Here is a 24,131-nt window from a genome sequence, read left to right as displayed (position 1 = left end):
TCAACAGCGCCGCCAATTAATCGCTAGGATTTATACCAATGGGTCTAATTTTTCGAAGGGTGATTGTGTTCGTCGTCACTCAGGATGCGCCAGGCGTCTCCGTCTAGATCGTCATATTGGTCGCTGCGCAGGCTCCATAGAAAGGCGATCAATCCAAGCCCCCCAAGGAGCAGAGACACGGGAATAAGGATGACGAGAACGTTCATTTTCCACCTCTTAGGCGCATCGCATTTGCGAGCACAGTTAGCGATGATACCGACATTGCAATCGCAGCCAAAAGCGGTGTCGCGTAGCCAAGCACAGCGATTGGGATGGCGATGCAATTATATGCCGCAGAGATCGCAAAATTCTCGATGATCCGGCGTTTGGCAGCACGTGCAATAAATGGCAGCGCGATGAGCGGGATCAGGCTGTCATTGAGCAATACAACGTCAGAGGCTGCGCGGGATGCATCCACCGCGCTGGCTGGCGAAACAGAGGCATGCGCAGCAGCCAGCGCTCCGGTGTCGTTCAGTCCATCACCAACCATCAAAACCTTGGCGCTGGTGTTCGCATAGCTTTGGACATAGGCGATTTTGTCGGCTGGCGATGCATTTGCTTTCCATTGCGTGATCTTCAGGATCTCGGCGATCCGGCTTGTTTCGCGGCTTTCGTCGCCGGAAACCAGATGCACTGAATAACCAGCCTTTTGCCATGCTGCGACCAGCTCTTTTGCCCCAAGACGGAGCTGCGAATTGAGCGCGATTTTCTGCGGTGGTTGATTGTCTATCTGTACATATGTGCCCGTTCCAGCACCCATCCAATTTCCAGCGCCCAGGCGGACTGGTGTATCGTTCCATTTCGCGCTGATGCCTTTGCCGGGGTGCTCACAAATTTCGTTTAACGGTGCGGGCGTGATCTGCCCAAGTGAGCGCGTGATGGCCTGCGCGATGGGGTGGCTGCTGGCTTGGGCGAGACCAAGCGCGATTGCTCTGGTTGTCAGGTCCAATTGCGCACCGTCTGCTGCCGGCATGGTGAGCGTGCCAGTTTTGTCAAAAATGACGGTATCGGTTTCCGCGATGCGTTCAAGCGCGGTGCCGTCTTTGACCAATAGGCCAGTGCGAAACAGTCGCCCGGCGGCAGTTGTTGATACCGCTGGCACCGCAAGGCCCAGCGCGCAGGGACATGTGATGATTAAAACGGCAACCGCGATATTGAGTGATAGCCGCAGGTCCCCAGCGTAAATTATCCACCCCGCAAAGGTCACGAGCGCAAGCAGATGTACCATCGGGGCGTAAATCGCGGCAGCCCGATCTGCGATGGCTGTGTAGCGGTTCTTGGTTGCTTCTGCCTTGTCGATCATCGTTGCCATACGACGCAATGTCGTATCCCCACCTACCGTGTTGGCGCGGATTACGAGCGGACCAGAAATGTTGATTTCTCCGGCGGTAACCTTTGCATTCGGGGACACCTCGGATGTGCGGCTTTCGCCCGTTAGGATCGAGCGGTCAATTTCGCTTTGTCCCGTGATCACCACACCGTCCACCGGGATACGGCCACCCGGCAGGACCTGAATATTGTCGCCGACGCGCAATTGGTCAAAGTCGATCATTTCGCGCGTTTCGCCATCAATCCGAAGCACGCGCGGAACCTCAAGTGCTGAAAGCTGGGCAGCGGCCGAGGCCGCCGCTTTGCGGCTGCGGTGATCGAGATAGCGACCAATCAATAGAAAGAACGTCAGCGAAAGTGCAGCATCAAAATAAGCCTGCGCGCCGCCGACAAAGGTTTCGAACAACGACATCCCAGCGGCCAACAAGATGGCCAGCGAAATCGGCACATCCATATTCAGTCGCCGTCTTGATAGCGCGACCCAAGCGTTGTGAAAAAACGGCTGCGCGGCATAGACGACAGCAGGCAGGGCGATCATCGCGCTGATCATATGAAATAGATGCTGTGTCGCGCCAACTGCACCGGACCAGACAGCGACCGATAGCAACATCACATTCATCATCGCAAAACCTGATACGGCAATGCGGGTCATGAGCGCGCGTCCGTAATTATCGGTTTGCGCGCCGAGCAATGTGGCGTCCAGAATACGTGCCTCGAACCCCGCCAGTTCAAGCGCTTCGATCAGGGTTTCTGGCGGTACGGGCTGGTTCAGCCCAACGGTGACCCGCTTTAGCGACAGATTTACGCGTGCAGAATCTACACCGGGAATAACGCCTAGCGCGGCCTCTACCCCGTTCATACAGGCGATACAGTGAATGCCGGGAAGCGAAAGAATGATCTGTTGGTTGCCCTGCGAAGTGGCGGTCGTTTGTGTGAACTCTGGCGTACCAACGCACGCCGGGCAAAAGGTTGCGGTGCTCATTGTGCAGTCAACTGTATGCGACGCCGAAACGCGGTACCGTCTTGTGCCTCAAGCACGATGCGTAGATTCCAGTAGCCTGCACCGGCATCGACCTTCGCAACCATTACCCCATCACGGACCTCAAATTCCGGAGTGACATCTTGGGACACATGTGTGGCCCGGCCCAATGTCGCGCTCGTGATTTTGGGGATGACGGCGGCACCATCTGCGTCCGTAATCTTAAGCGAAAGCTCTGAGTGCGTCAGATGGGTCTCGAGCGTCCAATTCAACGCGTCTTGGGCGGCGCGATCTGCTTCGAATGATTGGCTCACGACATAGGAGTTACGTGTTTCCAGCCCTGGGAAGCTGTGCACAGCGTTGTAAGCAAGGATCAGGTTCACGGTGATGATTGTGCCAAAGCCAAGAACCATGATCCCTAACATGTGCCAGCCAGTGAATTCGCGGGTCATTCGATGCTCCTTCCGTTAAAAATGGTGTCTTTGTGGGCTCTTTCATTCGTGATCTGATCAGTGACCCAGAACCGTATTGGGCTGTGTTCTGTGGTCGCGGCCTGATCTGAAGGGGGGGCAGATACATAGACGCGCTGGATCAGCGTTTCGTTGGCGGGCACGGTGACCGTGTTGCCATTTTGCCCCTCTAGGGTGATCGTCAACGCAGAGTTGGCGCTGACAGACACTTCAAATGCGCGATCCTCGCCATTCTTATTGAGCAGGCGAATGTCATAGATATTGCGCACCGTTCCGTCCGAGAGCATCACGAATGTTGGGTTGCGAACGGGCGAGACCGTCATTTCGATATCGGCACGAATGAACAGCGCAAAAACAAGCCCGATACCGATAAGCGCCCAAAGCGTGGTATAAAGAATGGTGCGTAGCCGGAACACATGTTGCCAGATGGGTTTGGCGGGCTGCCCCATTGCTTCGGCGTCTTGGTCGGAGAGCGCCAGATAATCGATCAGCCCGCGAGGTTTGCCGATCTTCGTCATCACATCATCGCAGGCATCAATACACAGCGCGCAGGTAATGCACTCCATCTGCTGCCCGTCGCGAATATCAATGCCAGCGGGACAGACGTTGACGCAGGCCATGCAATCGATGCAATCGCCCGTGGTGTTCTGATGTTTCTTGCCGCGCGGTTCTCCGCGCCAATCGCGATAGGCAACGGTCAGCGTGTCGGCGTCCATCATTGCGGCTTGGATGCGGGGCCATGGACACATGTAGTTGCAGACCTGTTCACGCATAAATCCACCAAAGACAAAGGTGGTTGCGGTTAGGATTCCGATGGTCGCCCATGCAATTGATGGTGCATTGCCGGTGATCAAATCACCTGCGAGCGTGGGCGCATCAGCAAAATAGAAAACCCATGCTCCGCCTGTAGCAAGGGCGATGAAAAACCATACAGTCCATTTGGTAAGCCGTAGCCGCCATTTGCGTGCGTCCCATTTGGATTTCCACAAACGGACGCGGGCGTTGCGGTCGCCTTCGATCCAGCGTTCGACGAGTATAAAGAGATCCGTCCAAACGGTTTGGGGGCAGGTGTATCCGCACCACACCCGACCCAAGGCAGAAGTGAACAAAAACAGACCCAAGCCCGCCATGATCAGCAATCCGGCGATGAAATAGAATTCATGCGGCCAAATTTCGATCCAAAAGAAGTAAAAGCGCCGATGCGCGAGATCAATCAGCACCGCTTGATCCGGAAGGTTAGGCCCACGATCCCAGCGCAGCCAAGGCGTCAAATAGTAAATGCCAAGCGTCACTGCCATGACCCACCATTTCAGCCTGCGGTAATAGCCCTTAACGCGACGCGGAAAGATCGGCTCGCGGGCGGCATAAAGTGATTGAGGTTCGGTAACTGACATCTTGTGACCTGCTCTGTTCGCATGGTCGTTTTTAATGCGCTGGGCGTGCCAGTCTTTGATGTGGATCAATTGTTTGATCTTGCACAGTTCGACCTGTGCATTTCGCTATCGCCAAGTCAGATAAACAGGCGTAAGGCTGAGGGCATGAAAATTATTCGCCTCGAAGATGCCCATCAGCTGCCCATTTGGCGGCGTCCCGCTGCCCTTTTGTTGCTGATGGCGATAGCCATGCCTGTGGCGTTTTCGACGTGGTCGGCGTTGCTAAACAACTTTGTGATCGATGTCGCAGATTTTGACGGCAGCGATATTGGTTGGCTGCATACGGTGCGTGAAATCCCCGGTTTCTTGGCGATCGGCGTGATCGTGATCATCATGTTCATGCGCGAACAAGTGCTTGGCATGGTTGCTTTGATCATGTTGGGCGTTGCTACCGCAATCACGGCCAAGTTCCCGACGATGGGCGGGATTTTGACGCTGACAATGTTGTCGTCGATTGGATTTCACTACTACGAAACGGTGAACCAATCACTGCAATTACAATGGATCGACAAAAAGAAAGCACCGCAAACCATTGGCTGGTTGATGGCTGCGGGGTCGGGGGCCACTTTGGTGGCTTATCTGCTAATCGTGATGACATGGCGGACTTATGATCTGAGCTATAATTTCGTCTATATGTTGTCGGGCGGGTTTACGGCGATTGTCGCTGTGTTTTGTCTGCTGGCCTATCCGCAATTTGAAGCACCGCATCCGCAGCTCAAGTCCTTTGTCTTGCGCAAGCGTTATTGGCTTTACTATGCGCTGCAATTCATGGCTGGCGCGAGGCGGCAAATCTTTGTGGTGTTTGCCGGCTTCATGATGGTCGAAAAATTCGGCTTCAAAGTGCACGAGGTCACGGCGCTTTATATGATCAACCTCGTGATCAATATCGCGGTGGCCCCGTTGATGGGTAAAATCGTATGGCGGTTCGGAGAGCGGCGGGCGCTATTGTTTGAATATTTCGGGTTGATCTGCGTCTTTTTGGCTTATGGCGGGCTTTATTTCTTTGCTTGGGGGGTGATGATTGCATCGGCGCTGTATGTGATTGACCACATGCTGTTCGCGCTGGCCCTCGCACTGAAAACCTACTTTCAAAAAATCGCCGACCCCAAGGATATTGCGCCGACTGCCGCGGTCGCCTTTACGATCAACCATATCGCGGCGGTGTTTCTACCTGCGGGGTTGGGGTATTTGTGGCTGGTGTCACCGCCTGCGGTTTTCGCCTTGGCGGCAGGGATGGCGGCCACATCATTTGTGCTTGCTCTTTTGATCCCGCGTCACCCTGCACCGGGGCACGAGACGATCTTTCAACAGCGCCTGATGGCCGCCCCGGCAGAGTAGCCGAGGCGGTATTGTTTAAGCGACAAGCGCGTCTTCGTGGTTTTCCTCGACAGTGCTCTTGCGGAGCAGGTTCACAAGCGTTCCTGCGACAATCCCGCCACCGACCGGACCAAGTTTGCCACCCAGTTTTTCTGCCTCGGCGAGGATATAGAACCACAAAGGCGTCATGCCCTTGAGGTCATTGTCTTTGATCAAATCATGGGTGTCGATCACCTGAGTCCCCATCAGATTGGCCATGTCTTCGCCGTAGGGCAGATGGAAGGTCAGCTGGCCACGTATGATATTTCTGAAAGCAAGGTTTGGTTCACCTGTCGCACCCACCACTTCTTTGGGAAGTTCATGAAGCGCCGCCGGAAGCTGCGTATCAATAGGTCGCGATTTTTGGCTATGAGGCCCAAAGAATAGCTCCATATCGAGGTTATGCTTGGCCGCCACTGGTGAGAAACCGCGTAGATCCCCGTTAAAGATGGGGAACGCGACGTTTGGATCGTTCAGTGCATAGTCTTGCCGGATCATAGAATGCCCAAAGCGGAATGCGGCTGCGGCAAATTCGATTGGCATGTCTGGGGCATGGGCCCAGTCGATATCACCTGTTTTGGGTGTTATGTCGTGATAATACCAATCCAGAAACGGTTTGAGAGTATCGCGATGCACGACCGCAGGCAGAAACTCTGTGACGATGCGGTGGTGGTATGATTTGGTCAGGGTCTCGCGCGCGGCCTCATACGACCCAAGCTGATCGACCAACAGATTATGCGCCTGAACGAATTGCCGACCGTGCACTTGGCTGACAAACACGTTCTCGTCATTGCGCGGATCACCGATCAATGCACGCCCATGACGATTGCGGGCAAGGTCGTGCTGGTTGATTTCGGTCATGCCCTCGCCAGACATGCGCCCAAACAGCAATTTGCCAGAGCTTGTCTGGTCATAGAGATGCGGGTGCACCTCTGGGCCATCACCGTAGACGCAATCAAGGTCCAGCTTTGGCGTGCGAAAGTTGCGCAGCTTTTCCACTGGCACCTTTGATGGTTTGCCAAGTTCGGTTGTCGCCTCGAGGGTGATATCGTGGTCAATAAACTGGCCGAGAAACGCAATGCCGGCGTCCGCAGGCCCATCACTGGGATTTTCGGACCTATCCATCATTCCGGCGGTAACCTTGCGGATGGCAGTTTCGTATTTCTCTGTGCTGTCAAAAGGGATTTTTTCCTGCGCGTCACAGAGCCTGCCAAACACGGATTGCAAAGACCCGTGTTCCAGATCATCACAGACATCCATGTATTTCTTGGGCTGCTCACATGCGCTCGCAAGTATGGCGAACATTTTGTTCGACCCATGCTTGATCGGGCGCTTTTCATGCGGCTTGGGTTCGGGAGACGTCAGAAAACTCTTAGCTGGTGCCGATATGTTCATCGGTTTTCTCCTGGCTGAAATAAGAAATCAAAAGTCAAAAGGCTGAAACAAAGTTGCCCCTACGTAAACATACACCATTTCTTGATTGCGCCGTTATGCGGGAAATCATGACTTTGGTTGAAGGATTGTTTGCTGCGCTATATTTAGTTTTCAACACGCAAAGGATCGCGCCATGTTTCGATTGAACGCTGACAAAACCCAAATGGTTGACGCACAAAATGCCTTGCCCGGTCGCCAGACGGCGATGCCTGTGCCGCAGGCGCACTCTGTGTTTGGCACGCCCTTGGCTGTAGATGTGCCTGCCGGAATGCAGGTCGCGATCTTTGGGATGGGCTGCTTTTGGGGGGTAGAGCGCATCTTTTGGCAAATCGACGGCGTTGTCTCGACGATGGTTGGCTATGCGGGCGGCTTCACCCCAAACCCCACCTACGAAGAAGTCTGCACTGGCAAAACCGGCCACAACGAAGTTGTCCGCGTCGTTTTTGACCCCACACGCGTAAGCTATACCCGACTGTTGCAGATGTTTTGGGAAAATCACGACCCTACCCAAGGGATGCGTCAGGGCAACGATATGGGTACGCAATATCGCTCGGGTATATATGTCGCGGATGCCGAACAAAAAACCGCAGCAGAGACATCTAAGCAAGAGTTTGCGCCGCGTTTGGCTAGCGCAGGATATGGGCAGATCACGACCGAAATCATTGATGCGCCTGCTTTCTATTATGCCGAAGAATATCACCAACAGTATTTAGCCAAGAACCCCGATGGCTATTGCGGTATCGGTGGGACTGGGGTGACTTGCCCGATTGGGCTTGCCACTTAGCGGTCGCTTGACGCCAACCAAGCGAGAGCCTAACTCGAGGCATCTTATATAGGGTGATGGCGATGACTTCTTTTACGGCTTTGACAACGATTGACGGCGAAGACGCTGCCTATGCGCTTTCTGAGGCACTTGAGGATCTGGTGCCCGAGCCCACAGGCGTCGGTGTGTTTGAGATCGAAGACGGTTCTGGCCTCTGGGAAGTCGCCGCGTATTTCGTAGACGAACCCGATGCAGCCGCGCTTGCAGTGTTTTCGGCGATCCATCATGCCAAGCCGTTCAACATCTCTAAAATTCCCGATCAGGATTGGGTGTCCAAGGTCCAACGTGAATTAGCACCAGTCGAGGCGGGCCGGTTCTATGTTTACGGCAGCCACGACGCTGACAAAGTACCAGCGGATAAGGTGCCATTGTTGATTGATGCGGCGATGGCGTTCGGTACAGGACATCACGGCACAACTTTGGGGTGTCTTGAGGCGTTTGACGCGCTGCTGGAAACTGGCTTTGACGGCGCGCGTATCGCTGATGTTGGCTGCGGTACCGCTGTTCTGGCAATGGCCGCCGCCAAAGTTCTGCCGAACGTTGTGCTCGCGGGCGATATCGATCCGGTTGCCGTTGAAGTGGCAGCAGCGAATGTTGTTGCCAACGGGCTTGAGGGCAAGGTGAATTGCGTCGTTGCAGCCGGATTTGATGCGCCAGAGATAGCAAATGCAGCGCCTTACGATTTGGTCTTTGCGAACATTCTAAAGGGTCCGTTGATTGGGCTAGCGCCCGCAATGGCCAGCAATGTTGCAACCGGAGGGTATGTGATTCTCTCGGGGATTCTGAATGAACAGGCCGATGAAGTCGTGGCTGTTTATATCGAAAATGGCTTCAATGTAGTAAAAAGAAGTAGCATTGTTGAATGGACCACGCTAACAATGAGCAAGAAAGCACCAGTTTGACGAATTAATCTTACGTTTCTTGCGAAATGTCTTGTTTATGCGTTCTCTGGTTGTGAACTTACTCGGGATTTTATTCGAGTGTTATTTTTCGGGAGTGTAATATGACTCAGGCGAACGTACCTTTTGATAAACGTCTTAAGCGCATCGTGCGTCGTCATGACCGTATGGCGAACGGCGTTGTCAAAACCATCACTGCTGATGGGCTGATCGTTGCACGCCCTCGCGTATACCGGCCAAAGTTCCCATTGAAGGGATTGATCGCTCTGGTCGTGACCGGATTTGTCTTTAAGGGATTTCTGTTCGCCGCCATCGGGCAAGAAGCCTATGCCGAGCGCGTTTCGAACCTGAATTCTGGCAGCGTGGTTGAACAAGCAGGTGCTTGGGTTATGCAGCCTGACGTTGCAACGATGTTCATTGCTGAAAAAGTTAAGGCAGTGATGCAATAACTCAAATTCTATTCCCTCGACGAAAAGGCCACGCCTGTAATACGGCGTGGCCTTTCGCATTGTGAGTGGTGGTGGGGCGTCTTAGTAGGCTTTGCGCGCGGCAACTTTTTCGATGTCGGCAAATGTCAGGCCGATATCGTCAAGTTCACGTGCGGATAGTTTCAGAAGCGCATTGCGTGTGATACGTGCGTCGTTCCATTGGGCAACAGCGTTCAGGGCGAGGTGACAGAAAGATGTTACGCGACCAGCCAAAATGCTAGAAGCGGCGAGGTTTGTATTTACGTTGGCCATTGGCTCATTCCTTAAAGCGGGTTCTGCGTTGCAGATTGAATTTGATGGGCGGCATCTAGGTTGTATTTTTAAACTGAGCTAGTGCTATTTTTGCATAGCCCGTATGAGTTTTCAGAATGCCTAATAATTAGTCAAATGTCTCAATTTGTCCTTGCAATTAAGGGGTTTGATAGACCTCTGATTCTAGGGTGTTTTTAAGCCCCGAGAACAATAGGTTTTGTTCAGTTTGCATCGGTCAGGGAAAGTCTCTTGGTCTTTGTTCGCGTTTTGTGCTACCGCAAAAAAGAAAAGAAAGTATTGAGGCAAGCAATGCGCGTATTGGGAATCGACCCGGGACTGCGGAATATGGGGTGGGGCGTGATCGAAGTTTCGGGTTCTCGTCTGTCACATATTGCAAATGGAATCTGCCATTCGGTGGGAACAGACCTTGGCGCGCGCTTGCTTTCGCTGCACGAACAGCTCACGGATGTGATCCATCGCTGGCAACCTGACGCCGCCGCCGTCGAGCAGACATTTGTAAACAAAGATGGCGTTGGCACGCTAAAGCTGGGTCAGGCACGCGGCATTGCGATGCTTGTTCCTGCGCAGGCTGGGCTGGCGATTGGTGAATATGCTCCAAACGCGGTGAAAAAGGCGGTTGTCGGCGTTGGCCATGCTGAAAAGCATCAAATCGAACATATGGTGAAGTTGCAGTTGCCCGGCGTAAAAATCGCGGGCGCGGATTCCGCAGACGCATTGGCGATTGCAATTTGCCATTCACATCATCTTCAGTCTGCTGGCACACTGGCCGCAGCACTCGAAAAGGCAGGCGCATGATTGGGAAAATCGCAGGGCGGCTTGAATACCGCAGCACAGATCACGTTTTGATAGATGTCCGTGGTGTTGGTTACATTGTTTATGTGTCTGATCGTGTCATGGCGAGTTTGCCAGCAAACGGAGAGGCCGTTGCGCTCTATACTGACCTGCTCGTGCGCGAAGATAACCTTCAGCTTTTTGGTTTTACAACGCTGGTTGAAAAAGAATGGCATCGTTTGTTGATGTCAGTGCAAGGCATTGGCGCCAAGGCATCGCTGTCAATTCTGGGTACTCTTGGAGAAGATGGCGTAAGCCGTGCAATCGCGCTAGGTGACTGGAGCGCCGTTTCCAAGGCCAAAGGCGTCGGGCCAAAGACCGCGCAAAAAGTCATTCTTGAGCTCAAGGATAAAGCGCCAAGTGTTATGGCGATGGGCGGAACAGTCGCCGAAGCCGCCGAGGTCGAGGTTGTCGAGACAGAATCTACGCCTGCGCCGCCCAAGCGCACAGTGAAACAAGTAAACCCTGCGCAGGCTGAAACCTTATCTGCCCTAGCTAATCTAGGGTATGCCCCGAGCGATGCTGCCAGCGCTGTCGCCGAGGCAATGGGGGCAGACCCCGATGCTGATACTTCGGCTTTGATCCGTGCGGCCTTGAAGCTGCTGGCCCCAAAGGGGTAGGTGATGCAGATGAACGAGCCTGACCCAACACTGCGCCCTGATCCTCAGCCAGAGGATGCCGACCGTGCGTTGCGCCCGCAAACTCTGGATGAATTTATCGGTCAGGCCGACGCTCGTGCGAACCTGAAGATTTTTATCGAGAGCGCCAGACGCCGGGGCGAGGCGATGGATCACACGTTGTTCCACGGCCCGCCGGGATTGGGGAAAACCACGCTTGCCCAGATTATGGCCCGCGAGCTGGGAGTGAATTTTCGGATGACCTCTGGGCCGGTTCTGGCCAAAGCCGGAGATCTGGCGGCGATCCTGACCAATCTAGAGGCGCGCGATGTTTTGTTCATCGACGAAATTCATCGGTTGAACCCAGCGGTCGAAGAGGTGCTGTACCCTGCGCTAGAAGATTTTGAATTGGACCTTGTGATTGGCGAAGGTCCCGCCGCACGTACAGTGCGCATTGAATTGCAGCCATTTACTTTGGTCGGTGCGACGACACGTATGGGATTGCTGACAACGCCGCTGCGTGATCGGTTTGGCATTCCGACCCGGCTGGAATTCTACACCGAAGATGAATTGGACCTGATCGTGACCCGTGGCGCGCGGATGTTGGGTGCGCCAGCCTCCGAAGGGGGTGCGCGCGAAATTGCGCGACGTGCGCGTGGGACGCCGCGTATCGCGGGAAGGTTGCTCCGAAGGGTGGTGGATTTTGCGATTGTCGAGGGTGACGGAACGGTTACCCAAGAGATCGCGGATCGCGCGCTGACCCGACTGGGGGTTGATCATCTAGGGCTGGACAATGCGGATCGCCGATACCTGCGTTTGATTGCAGAGAGCTATGGCGGCGGGCCTGTCGGTGTTGAAACGATGTCGGCCGCATTGTCCGAAAGCCGCGATAGTCTAGAGGATGTGATTGAACCCTATCTTTTGCAAAAGGGATTAATCCAGCGTACACCGCGTGGCCGGATGTTAGCGCAGGCCGCATGGACCCATCTGGGGCTGAATGCGCCTAAATCGCAAACGGATCTATTTGGTTGAGTGATGGGACGCCTCCGGCGGGGGAGTATTGAAAGCAAGATGATGGATGATGTAGCGCCTTTGTTTACCCGTTCCGATGGTGAATATGTCTTTGCCCGCTGGGGACGCCCAATTGTGCCTGTTGTCTTTGGTGTGGATGATGCGACCTTGGCTGTGTTTAAGGGGGCAATTGAAGCTGTGGTCAGTTTAGCTGGTCACAAAATGGACGAGACCGACGCCGAGCTTGGTGCCAATTTGATGATGTTCTTTTGTCAAAGTTGGGATGAGCTGTTGGAGGTGCCGCATCTGGACAAAATGTTGCCAGAGCTCGCGACGCTTGTTGGGCGTCTAAAGCAAGCTGATGCTAATCAGTATCGTATCTTTCGGTTTGATGATGCCGGTGCTGTTCAGGCGGCGTTCGTCTTTTTGCGGATGGATGACCAAATGGCGCAAGCACCAGCGGATGCCTTGGCATTGTCGCAGGCCGTGCAGGTGATTTTGTTGTGGTCTGACACAGCGTTTTCGGAAATGCCGCCACTGGCCATGATTAACGATCAGGTGACTTTGCGCCCTGAAATCGCCGATGTGATCCGCGCGGCCTATGATCCTGTCATGCCGGTGAGTGCGCATGATCCTAGTCACGCGCTGCGCATTGGGGCGCGTTTGTCATGATTCATCAGTTTCCTGTACGTGTGTATTACGAAGACACCGATCTTGCGGGCATCGTTTACTACGCGAATTATCTGAAATTCATCGAACGGGCCCGCAGCGAATGGGTCCGCGAGATGGGTATCGACCAAGTTGAGATGAAAGCAGAGGGCTTTGTCTTTGCCGTGCGGCGTGTTGAGGCCGATTACCTAGCGCCCGCGCGCTTTGACGATGAATTGCTGGTTGAAACCACCCTCTCTGAACGTACTGGTGTGCGTCTGACCCTAAAGCAAGACGTGAAACGCGGGGAAGTTTTGCTGTTTTCTGCCCTTGTGACCTTGATTTGCATGAATGAGGCTGGTGCCGTGGCCCGCCTTCCGGCGGCGATCCGCCAGTCGGTGCACTAATTCATCCAGTTTCTGCCTTGTAATACGGGTTTGATTGGATTTTGGATTCGGCTTGCGTTAAGGGTTGATTAATCAGAGCCCAAAAACGGGCCTACAGGCAGAGCAGGCACAATGGAAGCAGCAACCGACTTCACGATGTGGGCGCTATTTGCGCGCGCGACAATCACTGTAAAACTGGTCATGATCATGCTGATCGCCGCATCTGTATGGTGTTGGGCTGTGATCGTGGACAAGATCATTCAATATCGCAAAGCGCGTGCAGAGGCAGAGATTTTTGATCGGCAGTTCTGGTCGGGTGAGCCGCTTGACGGATTGTTTGACCAAATTGGGACCGACCCGGACGGCGCGAGTCAAAAGATTTTTGTTGCGGGCATGTTAGAGTGGCGCAGATCGCATCGTCAGGATGGTGGCTTGATCGCAGGTGCGACAGCCCGGATTGACCGCTCAATGGATGTTGCGATCGCCAAAGAGGCTGCCCGTCTTCAACGCGGATTGCCAGTACTCGCGACCGTGGGATCGACCGCCCCGTTTGTCGGTCTGTTTGGGACCGTTTGGGGTATTATGAACGCCTTTATCGAAATCGCGGAAGCACAAAACACAAACCTAGCCGTTGTTGCACCTGGTATCGCAGAGGCGTTGCTGGCGACGGGCTTGGGCCTGTTGGCCGCTATTCCTGCTGTGATATTCTATAACAAGCTCTCTGGGGATAGTGATCGTATCGTTGCTGGTTACGAGGCATTTGCCGATGAATTCGCGACGATCTTGAGTCGCCAGTTGGATAGCTGATCATGGGTGCGGGTGTAATGAAATCAGGTGACGGGGGCGGCAGGCGCCGTCGTCGTCGTGGCAGCCGGGTTCAGCCCATGGCTGAGATCAACATCACGCCATTTGTTGACGTGATGCTGGTTCTCTTGATCATCTTTATGGTTGCGGCCCCACTGATGACCGTTGGCGTTCCTGTGGAACTGCCAAAAACCGCAGCGGATGCCCTGCCGGGTGACGACGAAGAACCGTTGACAGTGACCATCACTGCCGAAGGCGTGGTCATGATTCAGGAAACTGAAACGGCCCCAGAGGATCTGGTCGCTAAACTTCAGGCGATTGCGGCTGAGCGGACCAGCGACCGGATATTCCTGCGCGCGGATGGTGCGAACCAGTGGCACCGCGTTGCTGAGATTATGGGTGCTTTGAACGCTGGGGGCTTTTCGAACATCGGGTTGGTTACTGATGTCGGTGGTCCCGCCTTTGCGGGGTCGGACGGTTAAGTCATGCAGACGCCGGGCACGTATATATCTGCCACAGGTCATATTCTTCTTATTGGCTGGCTGATCGTAGGGTGGGGGTTAGATTCCGAACCGCTTGAGTTTGACGCGATGGACGTGTCGGTGATTAGCGGCGAAGAATTCGCGCAATTGACGGCGGCACGCACGCCTGATCCGGGGAACGCTGAACCCACTGCGCCGGTGCAGCCTGCTATTGACGACGCGCCACCACCACCACCAGCCGAGGTCCAGCCGGCAGAGCCTGCGCCACCTCCTGACCCAGTTGATCCACCGGTCGAGGAGCTTCCGCCACCACCGCCACCTGCGCCACTGGTAACAGAGGCGACGGATGAGCCGCCCATTGCGCCAGAACTGCCTGCCGCTGCACCTGCGTCACCAAATGTGGACTTGAATGAACCGCCTGCGCCATCGCAGACGGATCGTATCGCTTCGACCCCAACTGCGCCCCCACCGCCGGATGCGCAAATTGATGAGGTCGTGCGCGAAGAGGTCGCCCCTGATGAAACGGCCCCGGCCGAGGTCGTGACTGAAGAGGTTACGCCGACAGCACCAGAAGAAACCGCCCTCGAAATCGCACTTGAGGATGAGAGACCATCGGGACTGGTTGAGAGTGCTTTGCGTCCTGTTGCGCGCCCTAGTCGCCCAACGGCCCCCGCTGTTGAACCAGAGGCACCGACCCAAACTACTGAAACTCCAGTTGAGGCACCGACACCACCTGCAAGCGATGCCAGCGATGATGCGGTTGCTGCTGCCCTCGCTGCGGCTTTGGCTGCTGAGGCGCCGTCGGCACCCGCAGTTGCAGCAGGTCCGCCATTGAGTGGTGCAGAGCGTGATAGCTTGCGCGTGGCGGTGAATCGTTGCTGGAACGTTGATCCGGGGTCTGTCGCCTCACGGGTGACTGTCGATGTCGGGTTCGAACTTGATCGGAATGGCAAAGTCGTCGGCCAGCCGCGGCTTGTCAGCGCGCAAGGAGATCAAAGCGCAACAAATACCGCATTTGAAGCGGCCCGGCGTGCAATATTGCGCTGCCAATCGGATGGTTACCAAATGCCAGCGAATAAATATGATCAATGGAAAGACGTCGTCATTACATTTGACCCGAGTGGAATGCGACTACGCTAGTAAACACGCTTAGGTGAGGTGAAATACGTTCACACACCTGCTATGACGAAACAATAAATGCAGATTAGGGTAAACCTGACCATGCGAAATGAGGCAAAGACGATGAAAAGAATTCTGACTCTCTTGGTGGCTTTGATCTTGTCAGGGCCCCTGACGGCGCAAACCGGTCCGTTGCGGCTGACCATCACCGAAGGGGTGATCGAGCCGATTACATTTGCAGCACCGGTATTTCAGGCCGAAAACGCGCAAGCAACGCAGTTTGCGAACGACTTGAACCGGCTGGTTGCGCAGGATCTGTCTGGCACAGGGCTGTTCCGCGAAATTCAGGCCAATGCGTTTATCTCGCAGGTTTCGTCTTTTGCGCAACCGATTGCCTATGCCGATTGGCGTGCCATTAATGCGCAGGCCCTGATTACGGGTGCAGTTGCCGTAAATGGCGATCAGCTTAGCGTTAAATTTCGGCTATACGACGTGTTTTCGGGCCAAGAGCTGGGTGGCGGATTGCAGTTCGCTGGAACGACAGCAGGTTGGCGGCGCATGGGCCACAAAGTCGCTGATGCGGTGTACAGCCGGATCACGGGCGAGGGGGGCTATTTCGACAGCCGCGTCGTTTACGTTGCCGAAGGTGGCCCCAAAGATAACCGCCAAATGCGCCTCGCGATCATGGATTACGATGGAGCAAATATTCAGTATTTGACCGACAGCAGTACGATTGTTTTGGCCCCCCGCTTTTCGCCGAATGGTGATCGCGTGCTTTATACGAGCTACGAAAGCGGTTTTCCCCGGATTAACGTTTTGAATGTTGCCAATGTAGGCCGTCAGCAATTGCAGACAGCGCCCGGCGAAATGGCCTTTAGCCCACGGTTTTCGCGCGATGGGGGTTCGGTGATTTACAGCCTGTCGAATGGCGGGAACACCGATATTTTTCGCTCTGACCTGTCCACCGGGCAGTACACTCGCTTGACGTCGGCCCCTTCGATTGAAACCGCGCCAAGCCTGTCACCAGACGGCAGTCAGATCGTGTTCGAGAGCGACCGTTCCGGAACCCAGCAGCTTTATATTATGTCGGCAAACGGTGGTGAAGCACGGCGGATTTCATTTGGAGAGGGGCGCTATGGCACCCCCGTTTGGTCGCCGCGCGGTGACTTGGTGGCGTTTACCAAACAGCATGGCGGGCGTTTCCATATCGGTGTAATGCGTACTGACGGCTCAGAAGAGCGTTTGCTTACCGCGTCTTTTCTTGACGAAGGTCCGACATGGTCCCCCAATGGTCGCGTGATCATGTTCAGCCGCGAAACCCAAGGCGAAACAGGTGCGAGCGCGCTATACTCCGTCGATATTTCGGGCCGGAACATAAAGGCAGTTCCGATCCAAACTGCGGGTTCTGACCCGTCTTGGGGTCCGTTGCAGCCTTAGTAGAACTTAGATTCCCAGAATGCGCCAGCCGTGCTATGCTGGTGGAAAATGAGCAGATTTAAACAGGATTTGAACCAATGAACATGATGGCAAAAGCGACAATGTTGCTGCTGGCAGTGGGCGTGTCGGCCTGCACCAACCCCGATCGTTTGGGTGGCGGAGCGGCCGGTGCAGGTGGCGTAGGTGCCGGGGCAGGCGCGCTAGCCGGATCAGCGAGCGACCCAACGAGCCCGGCCTACTTTAGTCAGGCGATCGGCGACCGCGTATTGTTTGCTGTTGATACCTCGACGTTAACGCCCGAAGGCCAGCGGATTTTGGACGGGCAAGTGCAGTGGCTGCTCACCAATGCTGACTATCGCGCTGTGATCGAAGGGCATGCCGACGAGCAAGGCACACGTGAATACAACCTTGCGCTTGGTGCGCGTCGTGCCAATGCGGTACGTGAATACCTTGTGTCACGTGGCGTGCCGTCGTCGCGGCTCGAGGTGATCAGCTATGGTAAATTACGCCCAATCGAGCTGTGTTCGAACGAAGCATGCTATGCAAAAAATCGCCGGGCGGTTACTGTTCTTTCATTCTCGGCTGCTACCAGCTAACCAAGACCTAAGGAACATCCATGTTGCACCGTATTGCTGTCGTTCTGTCACTGTTGTTGATGCCCGTATCCGCCGTCGCCCAAGAAGAGACGTTGGCAGATATCCGTCAGCAACTGACTGCGCTTTATGTTGATATTCAGCGTCTGCACCGCGAGCTAAGTACGACGGGCGGTGTCAGCAATGGGGTTAGCGGGAATACCTTGCTGGATCGGGTCAATGCGATCGAAGCAGAATTGCAGCGTTTGACCTCCAAGACAGAGCAGTTAGAGTTTCGCGTGAACCGCATCACGGTTGATGGAACAAATCGTATTGGCGATCTAGAGTTCCGCCTTTGCGAGCTGGAAGCGCAATGCGATATCGCACAATTGGGTGACACGCCATCCTTGGGTGGGGTCGACAATGGGGCTGATGTGCCGGCGCCCAATCTGCCCCCAGCCACTGGCGGGCCATCATTGGCGATTGGCGAAAAGACCGACTTTGAGCGAGCGCAGGAGGCGCTCGCTAATCGTGACTTTCGCGGCGCCGTGGACCAGCTTGAGACCTTTAACGCGTCCTACCCAGGTAGCCCGCTAGCCGCACAGGCCAGCTACATGCGTGGTGAGGCGTTAGAAGGGTTGGATCAACCAACAGCCGCGGCACGCGCATATCTCGAGTCATTTTCTGGCGACCCAGAGGGCGAGCAGGCACCTCGCGCCTTGTACAAACTCGGGGCGTCGCTGGGCACCATTGGTCAAACACAAGACGCATGTTTAACGCTCGCTGAGGTGAATGTGCGCTTTCCAACCAGCCCTGTTGTGAACGACGCTCAGCTGGCGATGCAGAATCTGGGATGCCAGTAAAGGCAGACCAGCCTGATCTGGTTCAACAATTTGCGCTGTCGCTGACGCAGACCGACATTTCTGAAAACAAAAAAATTGGGATTGCCGTATCCGGCGGCGGCGATTCCATAGCAATGATGCACCTTGCAGCAGCGGTTCTACCGCGTGAGCGATTACATGTCGTATCGGTGAACCACGGCTTGCGTCCTGAGGCCGCTGATGAATTGGCCTTGGTCAAGGAGCAAACTGAGGCGTTGGGGATTTCGCATCAGACCCTCTATTGGAAATGGACGGGCGAAGGGAATTTGCAGGCCGCTGCCCGCGATGGTCGTTGGAATGCGATCCGTGACTGGGCGGTGCAGCATTCAATTCGCTCTGTCTTGATTGGTCATACGGTGGATGATCAGGCCGAAACCGTGCTGTTGCGGCTTGCGCGCGGGTCTGGCGTGGATGGTCTGGCCGCAATGACTGCACAGGATCAGCGCGATGGTATACAGGTACTACGTCCGCTGTTGAATATGTCGCGGGCAGAGTTGCGGTTGTGGCTGACAGAAAATCAGATCGCTTGGTCCGATGACCCCAGCAATGATGACCGTAAATACGACCGGGTAAAGATCCGTAAGATGTTTGATCAGCTTGCTGAGGTTGGGCTGAGCCACAAGCGGCTCTTGCAAACAGCCGATCACATGAAGGCGGCCCATCGTTCGTTACAACGGGCAGCGCATCAATTCGCCGCGCAACATGTGGTGCAAGAAGGCGGGGATCTGATTTTATCACCTGACGCACTAGAGCTCGACAGTGAAGACACACCGCGCCGCGTGATGGCTGCGGCATTGGCATGGGTGGCGAGCCAGCCCTATAAACCACGATTTGAAAATTTGTGCGCCCGGGTCGCCCAGGCACGCGCCGGTCAAAAGGTAACTCTAGCGGGGTGTGTACTGATTCCAACGTCAGACGGCGGGCTGCGCATTGTACGCGAGCCATCAGCAACAAAACCTGTTACAATAAACGGACAACCCAACGTTAAATGGGATCACCGCTGGAAAATTTGCGGGCCAATGGTTCCGGGCACGCAGGTCAGGGCGCTGGGTGATCAATTGAGCGACTGCGAAGGTTGGCGCGCGTTGGGAATTCCGCGAGATTCGCTCCTTGGGTCGCCGTCAATTTGGCAAAACGATAGGTTGATTGCCGCGCCGATCGCTGGCGTCGCCGAGGGTTGGACGGCTCAGATTGTCGCGGATTTCCATTCTAGGGCGTTTGGCATTGAAGATTAGGGCTGAACCTCTATTTTAGATGAAACGCTTGGTGCGACTCTGTCGTGGCCATTCTCTGATTTCAAAGGAGCTCCCCTTGGGCAACGCGCGAAATATGGTCTTTTGGATCGTCTTGTTTTTGATGGTTCTTGGGCTTTTCAACATTTTCAGCGGGACACCATCCGCGACCCGTGGCAACAGCCAGAATTACACCCAATTCGTCGAAGCAGTTGAGGCAGGGCAAGTTTCTGCAGTCACCATCGACGGCGAAAATGTACGCTATGTTGCGGGTGGCACGACTTATACCACGATCAAGCCCGAGGATGCTGCGATCACCAGCCTGTTGGTGGATGCCGATATTCCGGTCACCGCAATCAGTCAGGAAACATCGCTGTTCCAGTCATTCTTGATTAGCCTGCTGCCATTCCTGTTGCTGATCGGTGTTTGGATTTATTTCATGAACCGGATGCAAGGTGGTGGCAAAGGCGGTGCGATGGGCTTTGGCAAATCGCGCGCAAAGTTGCTGACCGAAAAGCACGGTCGCGTGACCTTTGATGATGTTGCCGGGATCGATGAGGCCAAAGAAGAGCTAGAAGAGATCGTCGAATTCCTGCGCAATCCGCAAAAGTTCAGTCGCTTGGGCGGTAAAATCCCCAAAGGTGCATTGCTTGTTGGTCCTCCGGGAACTGGTAAAACGCTCTTGGCGCGTGCCATCGCGGGCGAGGCGGGTGTGCCATTCTTTACGATCTCAGGTTCTGATTTTGTTGAGATGTTCGTCGGTGTTGGTGCATCGCGGGTCCGCGATATGTTTGAACAGGCGAAAAAGAACGCGCCATGTATCGTCTTTATTGATGAAATCGATGCGGTTGGTCGTGCGCGTGGCGCTGGTCACGGTGGTGGCAACGACGAACGCGAACAGACATTGAACCAATTGCTGGTTGAGATGGACGGTTTTGAAGCAAATGAAGGCGTGATCATTGTTGCTGCGACGAACCGCCGTGACGTGCTTGACCCGGCGTTGCTGCGTCCGGGCCGATTTGACCGTCAAGTCACAGTGCCGAACCCAGATATCAAAGGTCGCGAGAAAATTCTGGGCGTGCATGCGCGTAAAATCCCTCTGGGTCCTGATGTTGATCTGCGCATTATTGCGCGCGGCTCTCCGGGCTTCTCGGGGGCGGATTTGGCAAACCTCGTGAACGAGGCCGCATTGATGGCTGCCCGAGTGGGTCGCCGTTTCGTGACAATGGTCGATTTTGAGGCGGCCAAAGATAAGGTCATGATGGGCGCAGAGCGGCGTTCGATGGTCATGACGGCTGAGCAAAAGGAAATGACCGCCTATCACGAAGCCGGTCACGCCATCGTCGGGATTTCCCTGCCGAAATGTGACCCGGTCTATAAGGCCACGATCATCCCGCGCGGTGGTGCTTTGGGCATGGTCATGAGCCTGCCAGAGATGGACCGCCTGAATATGTTCAAAGACGAATGCCACCAGCGCCTCGCGATGACGATGGCGGGCAAAGCGGCCGAGATTATCAAATACGGCGAAGATCAGGTGAGTAACGGCCCCGCCGGCGATATTCAGCAAGCAAGCCAGTTGGCTCGCGCCATGGTGTTGCGTTGGGGAATGTCGGACAAGGTCGGTAACATCGATTATGCCGAAGCCCATGAAGGCTACCAAGGTAACACAGCAGGCCTGTCTGTCTCCGCCCACACCAAAGAGTTGATCGAAGAAGAAGTTCGTCAGTTCATCCAAGATGGCTACAACCGTGCACGCGAAATTCTTCTTGATAAGAATGAAGAGTTTGAACGCCTTGCACAGGGTCTGTTGGAATACGAAACGCTGACAGGTGCGGAAATCAAACGTGTCATGGCGGGTGAACCTCCGCATGCAGATGATGAAGATGGCGATGAAAGCTCAAAGAATGAAAAGGCTTCGGTGACGGCGATCCCGAAAACCAAACCCAAAAAGCCGCAGCCCCCTGAAGGTGGGCTAGAGCCGGAACCAACCGCATAAACACAAAAAACGCCGCCCGAAGCTGGGCGGCGTTTTTGCTTGATACCAGTTAGCACAAGTGTTGAATTGAGCGGGCGATGATCGTCGCATTCTTGCGAATTTTTAGCGGAAAGATGAGCTATGCCTGCGCTTAAGCCAACGGAAATTACGGGTGAAGTTGTTTGGATCGGACATGTGCCGGATCGTGATGCTTCGCTTCGCGCCACTGCTCAGAGCGAGGCAGTGCTGACTTATGCTGGCATTCCCGGTGAAGCGCACGGTGGCCTGACCCGCCCTTCATGTTCACGCGTTGTCAGTCAATATCCACGCGGTACCGAGATTCGCAATGTGCGCCAACTGACGGTGCTATCTGCCGAGGAGTTAGATCAGATTGCAGCTGATTGTGGGCTCGACGCGCTGGACCCTGTGTATGTTGGGGCGTCAATGATCGTCAAAGGGATACCTGATTTCACACATTTGCCGCCTTCTTCGCGGTTACAATTCCCGGATGGGTCCGTTTTGGTCGTTGATATGGAAAACAGGCCCTGCAATTTGCCTGCAAAGGTGATTGAACAGGACTTTCCGGGCGCAGGGCGCAAGTTCAAAGCCGCGGCCGAAAACAAGCGCGGTGTGACCGCTTGGGTCGAACGCGAGGGGCGCGTCCAGTTAGGCGATAGCGTGCGATTGCACGTGCCGGACCAACGTGCATGGCAGCCATAGGTTTCTGATCCGAAACCTGCGTGGGTATCGCTGACGAATATAGCGAATTTTATGTCGGATATGGGCTTGGATCCGGCTGTGGGCCCAATAAATTCGGGCGCAACACGCATGGCATTTGCGCCCTGCCGCATTTGCGGATAGGGCTGCGCTAGCAACCACTGCCGGAAAGACAATAGAATGACAGCTACTGTAATTGATGGAAAAGCCTTTGCTGCCACCGTTCGTGGAAAGGTCGCAGAACATGTGACGCGGTTAAAAGAGGTCCATGGGATCACACCGGGACTGGCTGTTGTCTTGGTCGGAGAGGACCCCGCGAGCCAAGTTTACGTGCGCTCTAAGGGTAAGATGACTGTTGAGGTCGGGATGAACAGCTTTGAGCATAAGCTTGAGGCGAATACAAGCGAACAAGAGCTGCTTAACCTCATCGAAAAACTAAACAACGATCCAGCGGTCCATGGCATTTTGGTCCAACTGCCGCTGCCTGACCATCTGGACAGTGATCTTGTCATTAACAGCATTGATCCAGCTAAGGATGTGGATGGTTTCCATATTTCGAATGTCGGCCTGTTGGGAACCGGCCAAAAGAGCATGGTGCCATGCACCCCGCTGGGCTGTTTGATGATGTTGCGCGACCATCATGGATCACTGTCAGGTTTGAACGCAGTCGTTGTCGGGCGTTCGAACATCGTTGGTAAGCCGATGGCCCAATTACTCTTGGGGGATAGCTGTACGGTGACTATCGCGCATAGTCGCACCAAAGACCTGCCAGATGTTGTGCGCCAAGCGGATATTGTTGTAGCGGCCGTTGGACGCCCACAGATGATCCCCGGCGATTGGATTAAACCGGGCGCAACTGTCATTGACGTTGGTATCAACCGGATCGAAAAGCCTGAAGGCGGGAACCGCTTGGTTGGGGATGTCGAGTATGACAGCTGTGCCGCTGTTGCTGGAGCGATCACACCGGTACCGGGCGGCGTTGGTCCAATGACGATTGCTTGTCTTTTGGCGAACACGGTTACGGCCTGCTGTCGCGCCAATGGGTTAAGTGAACCCGAAGGATTGGCCGCCTAGGCGGGTGGATTGAAATCCACCCTACGGTTTTGCACGTGGTTTGAGCGCGCGAATAGCGCGTTGAACCGCCTGTGGTAGCTCTGTGTTGGTGTTCTCTGCAATATCCAGTGCCGCGCCGACATCTTTGGCGAGGATGCCTATGCTGTTGTCGTCACTGAACCCGTCACGCGCGAATTCGATTTCGTCAAAACCTGACGCCAGCCAGTTCTGGCCAGATGAGGCGTTAATCAGCGTGAGAAGCCGCTCTTCGTCGAGCCCTTGGGTATCTGCCCAATCCAATACGAGGCGCGTCATTGCCGTGTGTGAGGCGGCGAGCAAGTTATTCAAAACCTTTGCGGTCATGCCTGCGCCGAAATCCCCCATATGATGTGACCCCGCGCCCATGGCGTCAAGGAGTGGCGTGATCGACGCCATGTCGCCGCCGACCATGAAGGTCAAAGTGCCTGCTTCTGCGCGGACTTGTGCCCCCGACATCGGGGCGTCGATGAGTTGGATGTGATCTGGAATGCGTGCGCGCAGTGCCATGACGTATCGTGGGGACAGCGTTGAACTGACGACAATTGTGGACAGGTCACGGGCACGTTCAACGACGGCTTGATCGTCAAACAAGAGCGCGTCCGTCTCTGCGCTATCCCGAACAACCGTGATGAGGGTATGCAGCCCATCGCAAAAAGCTTCTATGTCAGTCATGACGCCCGCCGACGGTCGCGGATCAAATCCTCGCGCGTCAAACCCTGAGGCTTGCAGATTGCGTAACATCGGCCCACCCATCCGGCCACAGCCCGCCACACCAATGATTTCGTCCATGTGTTAACCCCCCAA

26 protein-coding genes are annotated in these 24,131 nt (G+C 54.9%); 19 read left to right on the top strand and 7 right to left on the bottom strand.

Annotation, left to right across the window (positions count from 1 at the left end):
• Nucleotides 1–44: 44 nt before the first annotated feature.
• From ccoS to ccoG, 4 genes are read right to left on the bottom strand one after another with little or no spacing between them, the layout of a single operon-like run.
• Nucleotides 45–206, bottom strand: a complete 162-nt coding sequence (gene ccoS, locus TW80_RS17795; RefSeq protein ID WP_071210184.1) for a cbb3-type cytochrome oxidase assembly protein CcoS — start codon at nt 204–206, stop codon at nt 45–47.
• Nucleotides 203–2,350: a heavy metal translocating P-type ATPase gene (locus TW80_RS15265; RefSeq protein WP_045998316.1), complete on the bottom strand. Its 2,148-nt coding sequence runs from the start codon at nt 2,348–2,350 to the stop codon at nt 203–205. The genes ccoS and TW80_RS15265 overlap by 4 nt, the downstream gene beginning before the upstream one ends.
• Nucleotides 2,347–2,799: a FixH family protein gene (locus tag TW80_RS15260; RefSeq protein ID WP_045998315.1), complete on the bottom strand. Its 453-nt coding sequence runs from the start codon at nt 2,797–2,799 to the stop codon at nt 2,347–2,349. The genes TW80_RS15265 and TW80_RS15260 overlap by 4 nt, the downstream gene beginning before the upstream one ends.
• Nucleotides 2,796–4,211: a cytochrome c oxidase accessory protein CcoG gene (gene ccoG, locus TW80_RS15255; protein WP_045998314.1), complete on the bottom strand. Its 1,416-nt coding sequence runs from the start codon at nt 4,209–4,211 to the stop codon at nt 2,796–2,798. Before ccoG ends, TW80_RS15260 begins: the two co-directional genes overlap by 4 nt.
• 144 nt (nt 4,212–4,355) lie before the next feature.
• On the opposite strand from ccoG, the gene TW80_RS15250 reads away from it, so the two are divergent.
• Nucleotides 4,356–5,588 carry an MFS transporter gene (locus TW80_RS15250; protein ID WP_045998397.1) on the top strand — a complete coding sequence of 411 codons (1,233 nt, stop codon included), beginning with the start codon at nt 4,356–4,358 and terminating at the stop codon, nt 5,586–5,588.
• Between the two features lie 15 nt (nt 5,589–5,603).
• Here the strand turns inward: TW80_RS15250 and TW80_RS15245 are convergent, their stop codons facing one another.
• Complete coding sequence (locus tag TW80_RS15245; protein ID WP_084625823.1) at nt 5,604–7,001, bottom strand: peroxidase family protein; 1,398 nt, start codon at nt 6,999–7,001, stop codon at nt 5,604–5,606.
• 172 nt (nt 7,002–7,173) lie between these two features.
• Here TW80_RS15245 and msrA point away from each other — a divergent pair, with 172 nt between their 5' ends.
• The 3 genes from msrA to TW80_RS15225 all read left to right on the top strand — a co-directional run bounded on the left by msrA (nt 7,174) and on the right by TW80_RS15225 (nt 9,211).
• On the top strand, nt 7,174–7,824 hold the full coding sequence (gene msrA, locus TW80_RS15235; protein ID WP_045998311.1) for a peptide-methionine (S)-S-oxide reductase MsrA: 651 nt from the start codon (nt 7,174–7,176) through the stop codon (nt 7,822–7,824).
• Between the two features lie 62 nt (nt 7,825–7,886).
• Complete coding sequence (locus TW80_RS15230) at nt 7,887–8,765, top strand: 50S ribosomal protein L11 methyltransferase (RefSeq protein WP_045998396.1); 879 nt, start codon at nt 7,887–7,889, stop codon at nt 8,763–8,765.
• Between the two features lie 101 nt (nt 8,766–8,866).
• Entirely contained in the window at nt 8,867–9,211 is a 345-nt protein-coding gene (locus TW80_RS15225; RefSeq protein WP_045998310.1) for a hypothetical protein, read from the top strand.
• Nucleotides 9,212–9,292: 81 nt separating this feature from the next.
• On the opposite strand, the gene TW80_RS15220 is transcribed toward TW80_RS15225, so the two are convergent.
• On the bottom strand, nt 9,293–9,502 hold the full coding sequence (locus TW80_RS15220) for a DUF1127 domain-containing protein (protein ID WP_045998309.1): 210 nt from the start codon (nt 9,500–9,502) through the stop codon (nt 9,293–9,295).
• A 309-nt stretch (nt 9,503–9,811) separates the two neighbouring features.
• On the opposite strand from TW80_RS15220, the gene ruvC reads away from it, so the two are divergent.
• The 15 genes from ruvC (at nt 9,812) to folD (ending at nt 23,309) form a co-directional block, all read left to right on the top strand.
• Nucleotides 9,812–10,318: a crossover junction endodeoxyribonuclease RuvC gene (gene ruvC, locus TW80_RS15215; protein WP_045998395.1), complete on the top strand. Its 507-nt coding sequence runs from the start codon at nt 9,812–9,814 to the stop codon at nt 10,316–10,318.
• On the top strand, nt 10,315–10,974 hold the full coding sequence (ruvA, locus tag TW80_RS15210; RefSeq protein ID WP_045998308.1) for a Holliday junction branch migration protein RuvA: 660 nt from the start codon (nt 10,315–10,317) through the stop codon (nt 10,972–10,974). The genes ruvC and ruvA overlap by 4 nt, the downstream gene beginning before the upstream one ends.
• A gap of 9 nt (nt 10,975–10,983) precedes the next feature.
• Nucleotides 10,984–12,003, top strand: a complete 1,020-nt coding sequence (ruvB, locus tag TW80_RS15205; RefSeq protein WP_045998394.1) for a Holliday junction branch migration DNA helicase RuvB — start codon at nt 10,984–10,986, stop codon at nt 12,001–12,003.
• A gap of 42 nt (nt 12,004–12,045) precedes the next feature.
• Nucleotides 12,046–12,654, top strand: a complete 609-nt coding sequence (locus TW80_RS15200) for a hypothetical protein (protein ID WP_045998393.1) — start codon at nt 12,046–12,048, stop codon at nt 12,652–12,654.
• Entirely contained in the window at nt 12,651–13,037 is a 387-nt protein-coding gene (gene ybgC / locus TW80_RS15195) for a tol-pal system-associated acyl-CoA thioesterase (protein WP_045998307.1), read from the top strand. The genes TW80_RS15200 and ybgC overlap by 4 nt, the downstream gene beginning before the upstream one ends.
• A 111-nt stretch (nt 13,038–13,148) precedes the next feature.
• The gene (gene tolQ, locus TW80_RS15190; RefSeq protein ID WP_045998306.1) at nt 13,149–13,823 is read left to right on the top strand and encodes a protein TolQ; all 675 of its coding nucleotides are present in this window, start codon (nt 13,149–13,151) and stop codon (nt 13,821–13,823) included.
• 2 nt (nt 13,824–13,825) lie between these two features.
• The gene (locus TW80_RS15185) at nt 13,826–14,302 is read left to right on the top strand and encodes an ExbD/TolR family protein (protein WP_045998305.1); all 477 of its coding nucleotides are present in this window, start codon (nt 13,826–13,828) and stop codon (nt 14,300–14,302) included.
• Between the two features lie 3 nt (nt 14,303–14,305).
• A complete protein-coding gene (locus tag TW80_RS15180; RefSeq protein WP_045998304.1) occupies nt 14,306–15,442 on the top strand; it encodes a hypothetical protein in 1,137 nt (378 codons plus the stop codon).
• Nucleotides 15,443–15,544: 102 nt separating this feature from the next.
• A complete protein-coding gene (gene tolB / locus TW80_RS15175) occupies nt 15,545–16,858 on the top strand; it encodes a Tol-Pal system beta propeller repeat protein TolB (protein WP_045998392.1) in 1,314 nt (437 codons plus the stop codon).
• A 77-nt stretch (nt 16,859–16,935) separates the two neighbouring features.
• Nucleotides 16,936–17,454: a peptidoglycan-associated lipoprotein Pal gene (gene pal, locus TW80_RS15170; RefSeq protein WP_045998303.1), complete on the top strand. Its 519-nt coding sequence runs from the start codon at nt 16,936–16,938 to the stop codon at nt 17,452–17,454.
• A gap of 20 nt (nt 17,455–17,474) precedes the next feature.
• Nucleotides 17,475–18,293, top strand: a complete 819-nt coding sequence (gene ybgF / locus TW80_RS15165) for a tol-pal system protein YbgF (protein ID WP_045998302.1) — start codon at nt 17,475–17,477, stop codon at nt 18,291–18,293.
• Nucleotides 18,284–19,546, top strand: coding sequence for a tRNA lysidine(34) synthetase TilS (tilS, locus tag TW80_RS15160; RefSeq protein ID WP_052701022.1), 1,263 nt, complete (start codon nt 18,284–18,286; stop codon nt 19,544–19,546). The genes ybgF and tilS overlap by 10 nt, the downstream gene beginning before the upstream one ends.
• A gap of 76 nt (nt 19,547–19,622) precedes the next feature.
• A complete protein-coding gene (gene ftsH, locus TW80_RS15155) occupies nt 19,623–21,539 on the top strand; it encodes an ATP-dependent zinc metalloprotease FtsH (protein ID WP_045998301.1) in 1,917 nt (638 codons plus the stop codon).
• Nucleotides 21,540–21,659: 120 nt separating this feature from the next.
• Nucleotides 21,660–22,238: an MOSC domain-containing protein gene (locus TW80_RS15150; RefSeq protein WP_045998300.1), complete on the top strand. Its 579-nt coding sequence runs from the start codon at nt 21,660–21,662 to the stop codon at nt 22,236–22,238.
• A 177-nt stretch (nt 22,239–22,415) separates the two neighbouring features.
• A complete protein-coding gene (folD, locus tag TW80_RS15145; protein WP_045998299.1) occupies nt 22,416–23,309 on the top strand; it encodes a bifunctional methylenetetrahydrofolate dehydrogenase/methenyltetrahydrofolate cyclohydrolase FolD in 894 nt (297 codons plus the stop codon).
• Nucleotides 23,310–23,330: 21 nt separating this feature from the next.
• Here folD and TW80_RS15140 read toward each other — a convergent pair whose 3' ends face one another.
• Nucleotides 23,331–24,116: an NAD(P)-dependent oxidoreductase gene (locus TW80_RS15140; protein ID WP_045998298.1), complete on the bottom strand. Its 786-nt coding sequence runs from the start codon at nt 24,114–24,116 to the stop codon at nt 23,331–23,333.
• Nucleotides 24,117–24,131 lie beyond the last annotated feature (15 nt).

It is taken from the genome of Loktanella sp. S4079 (assembly GCF_000967725.1).
Taxonomy (GTDB): domain Bacteria; phylum Pseudomonadota; class Alphaproteobacteria; order Rhodobacterales; family Rhodobacteraceae; genus Yoonia.
The sequence above is the reverse complement of the archived record's forward strand: the minus strand, read 5'-3'. Positions and strand labels throughout refer to the sequence as shown.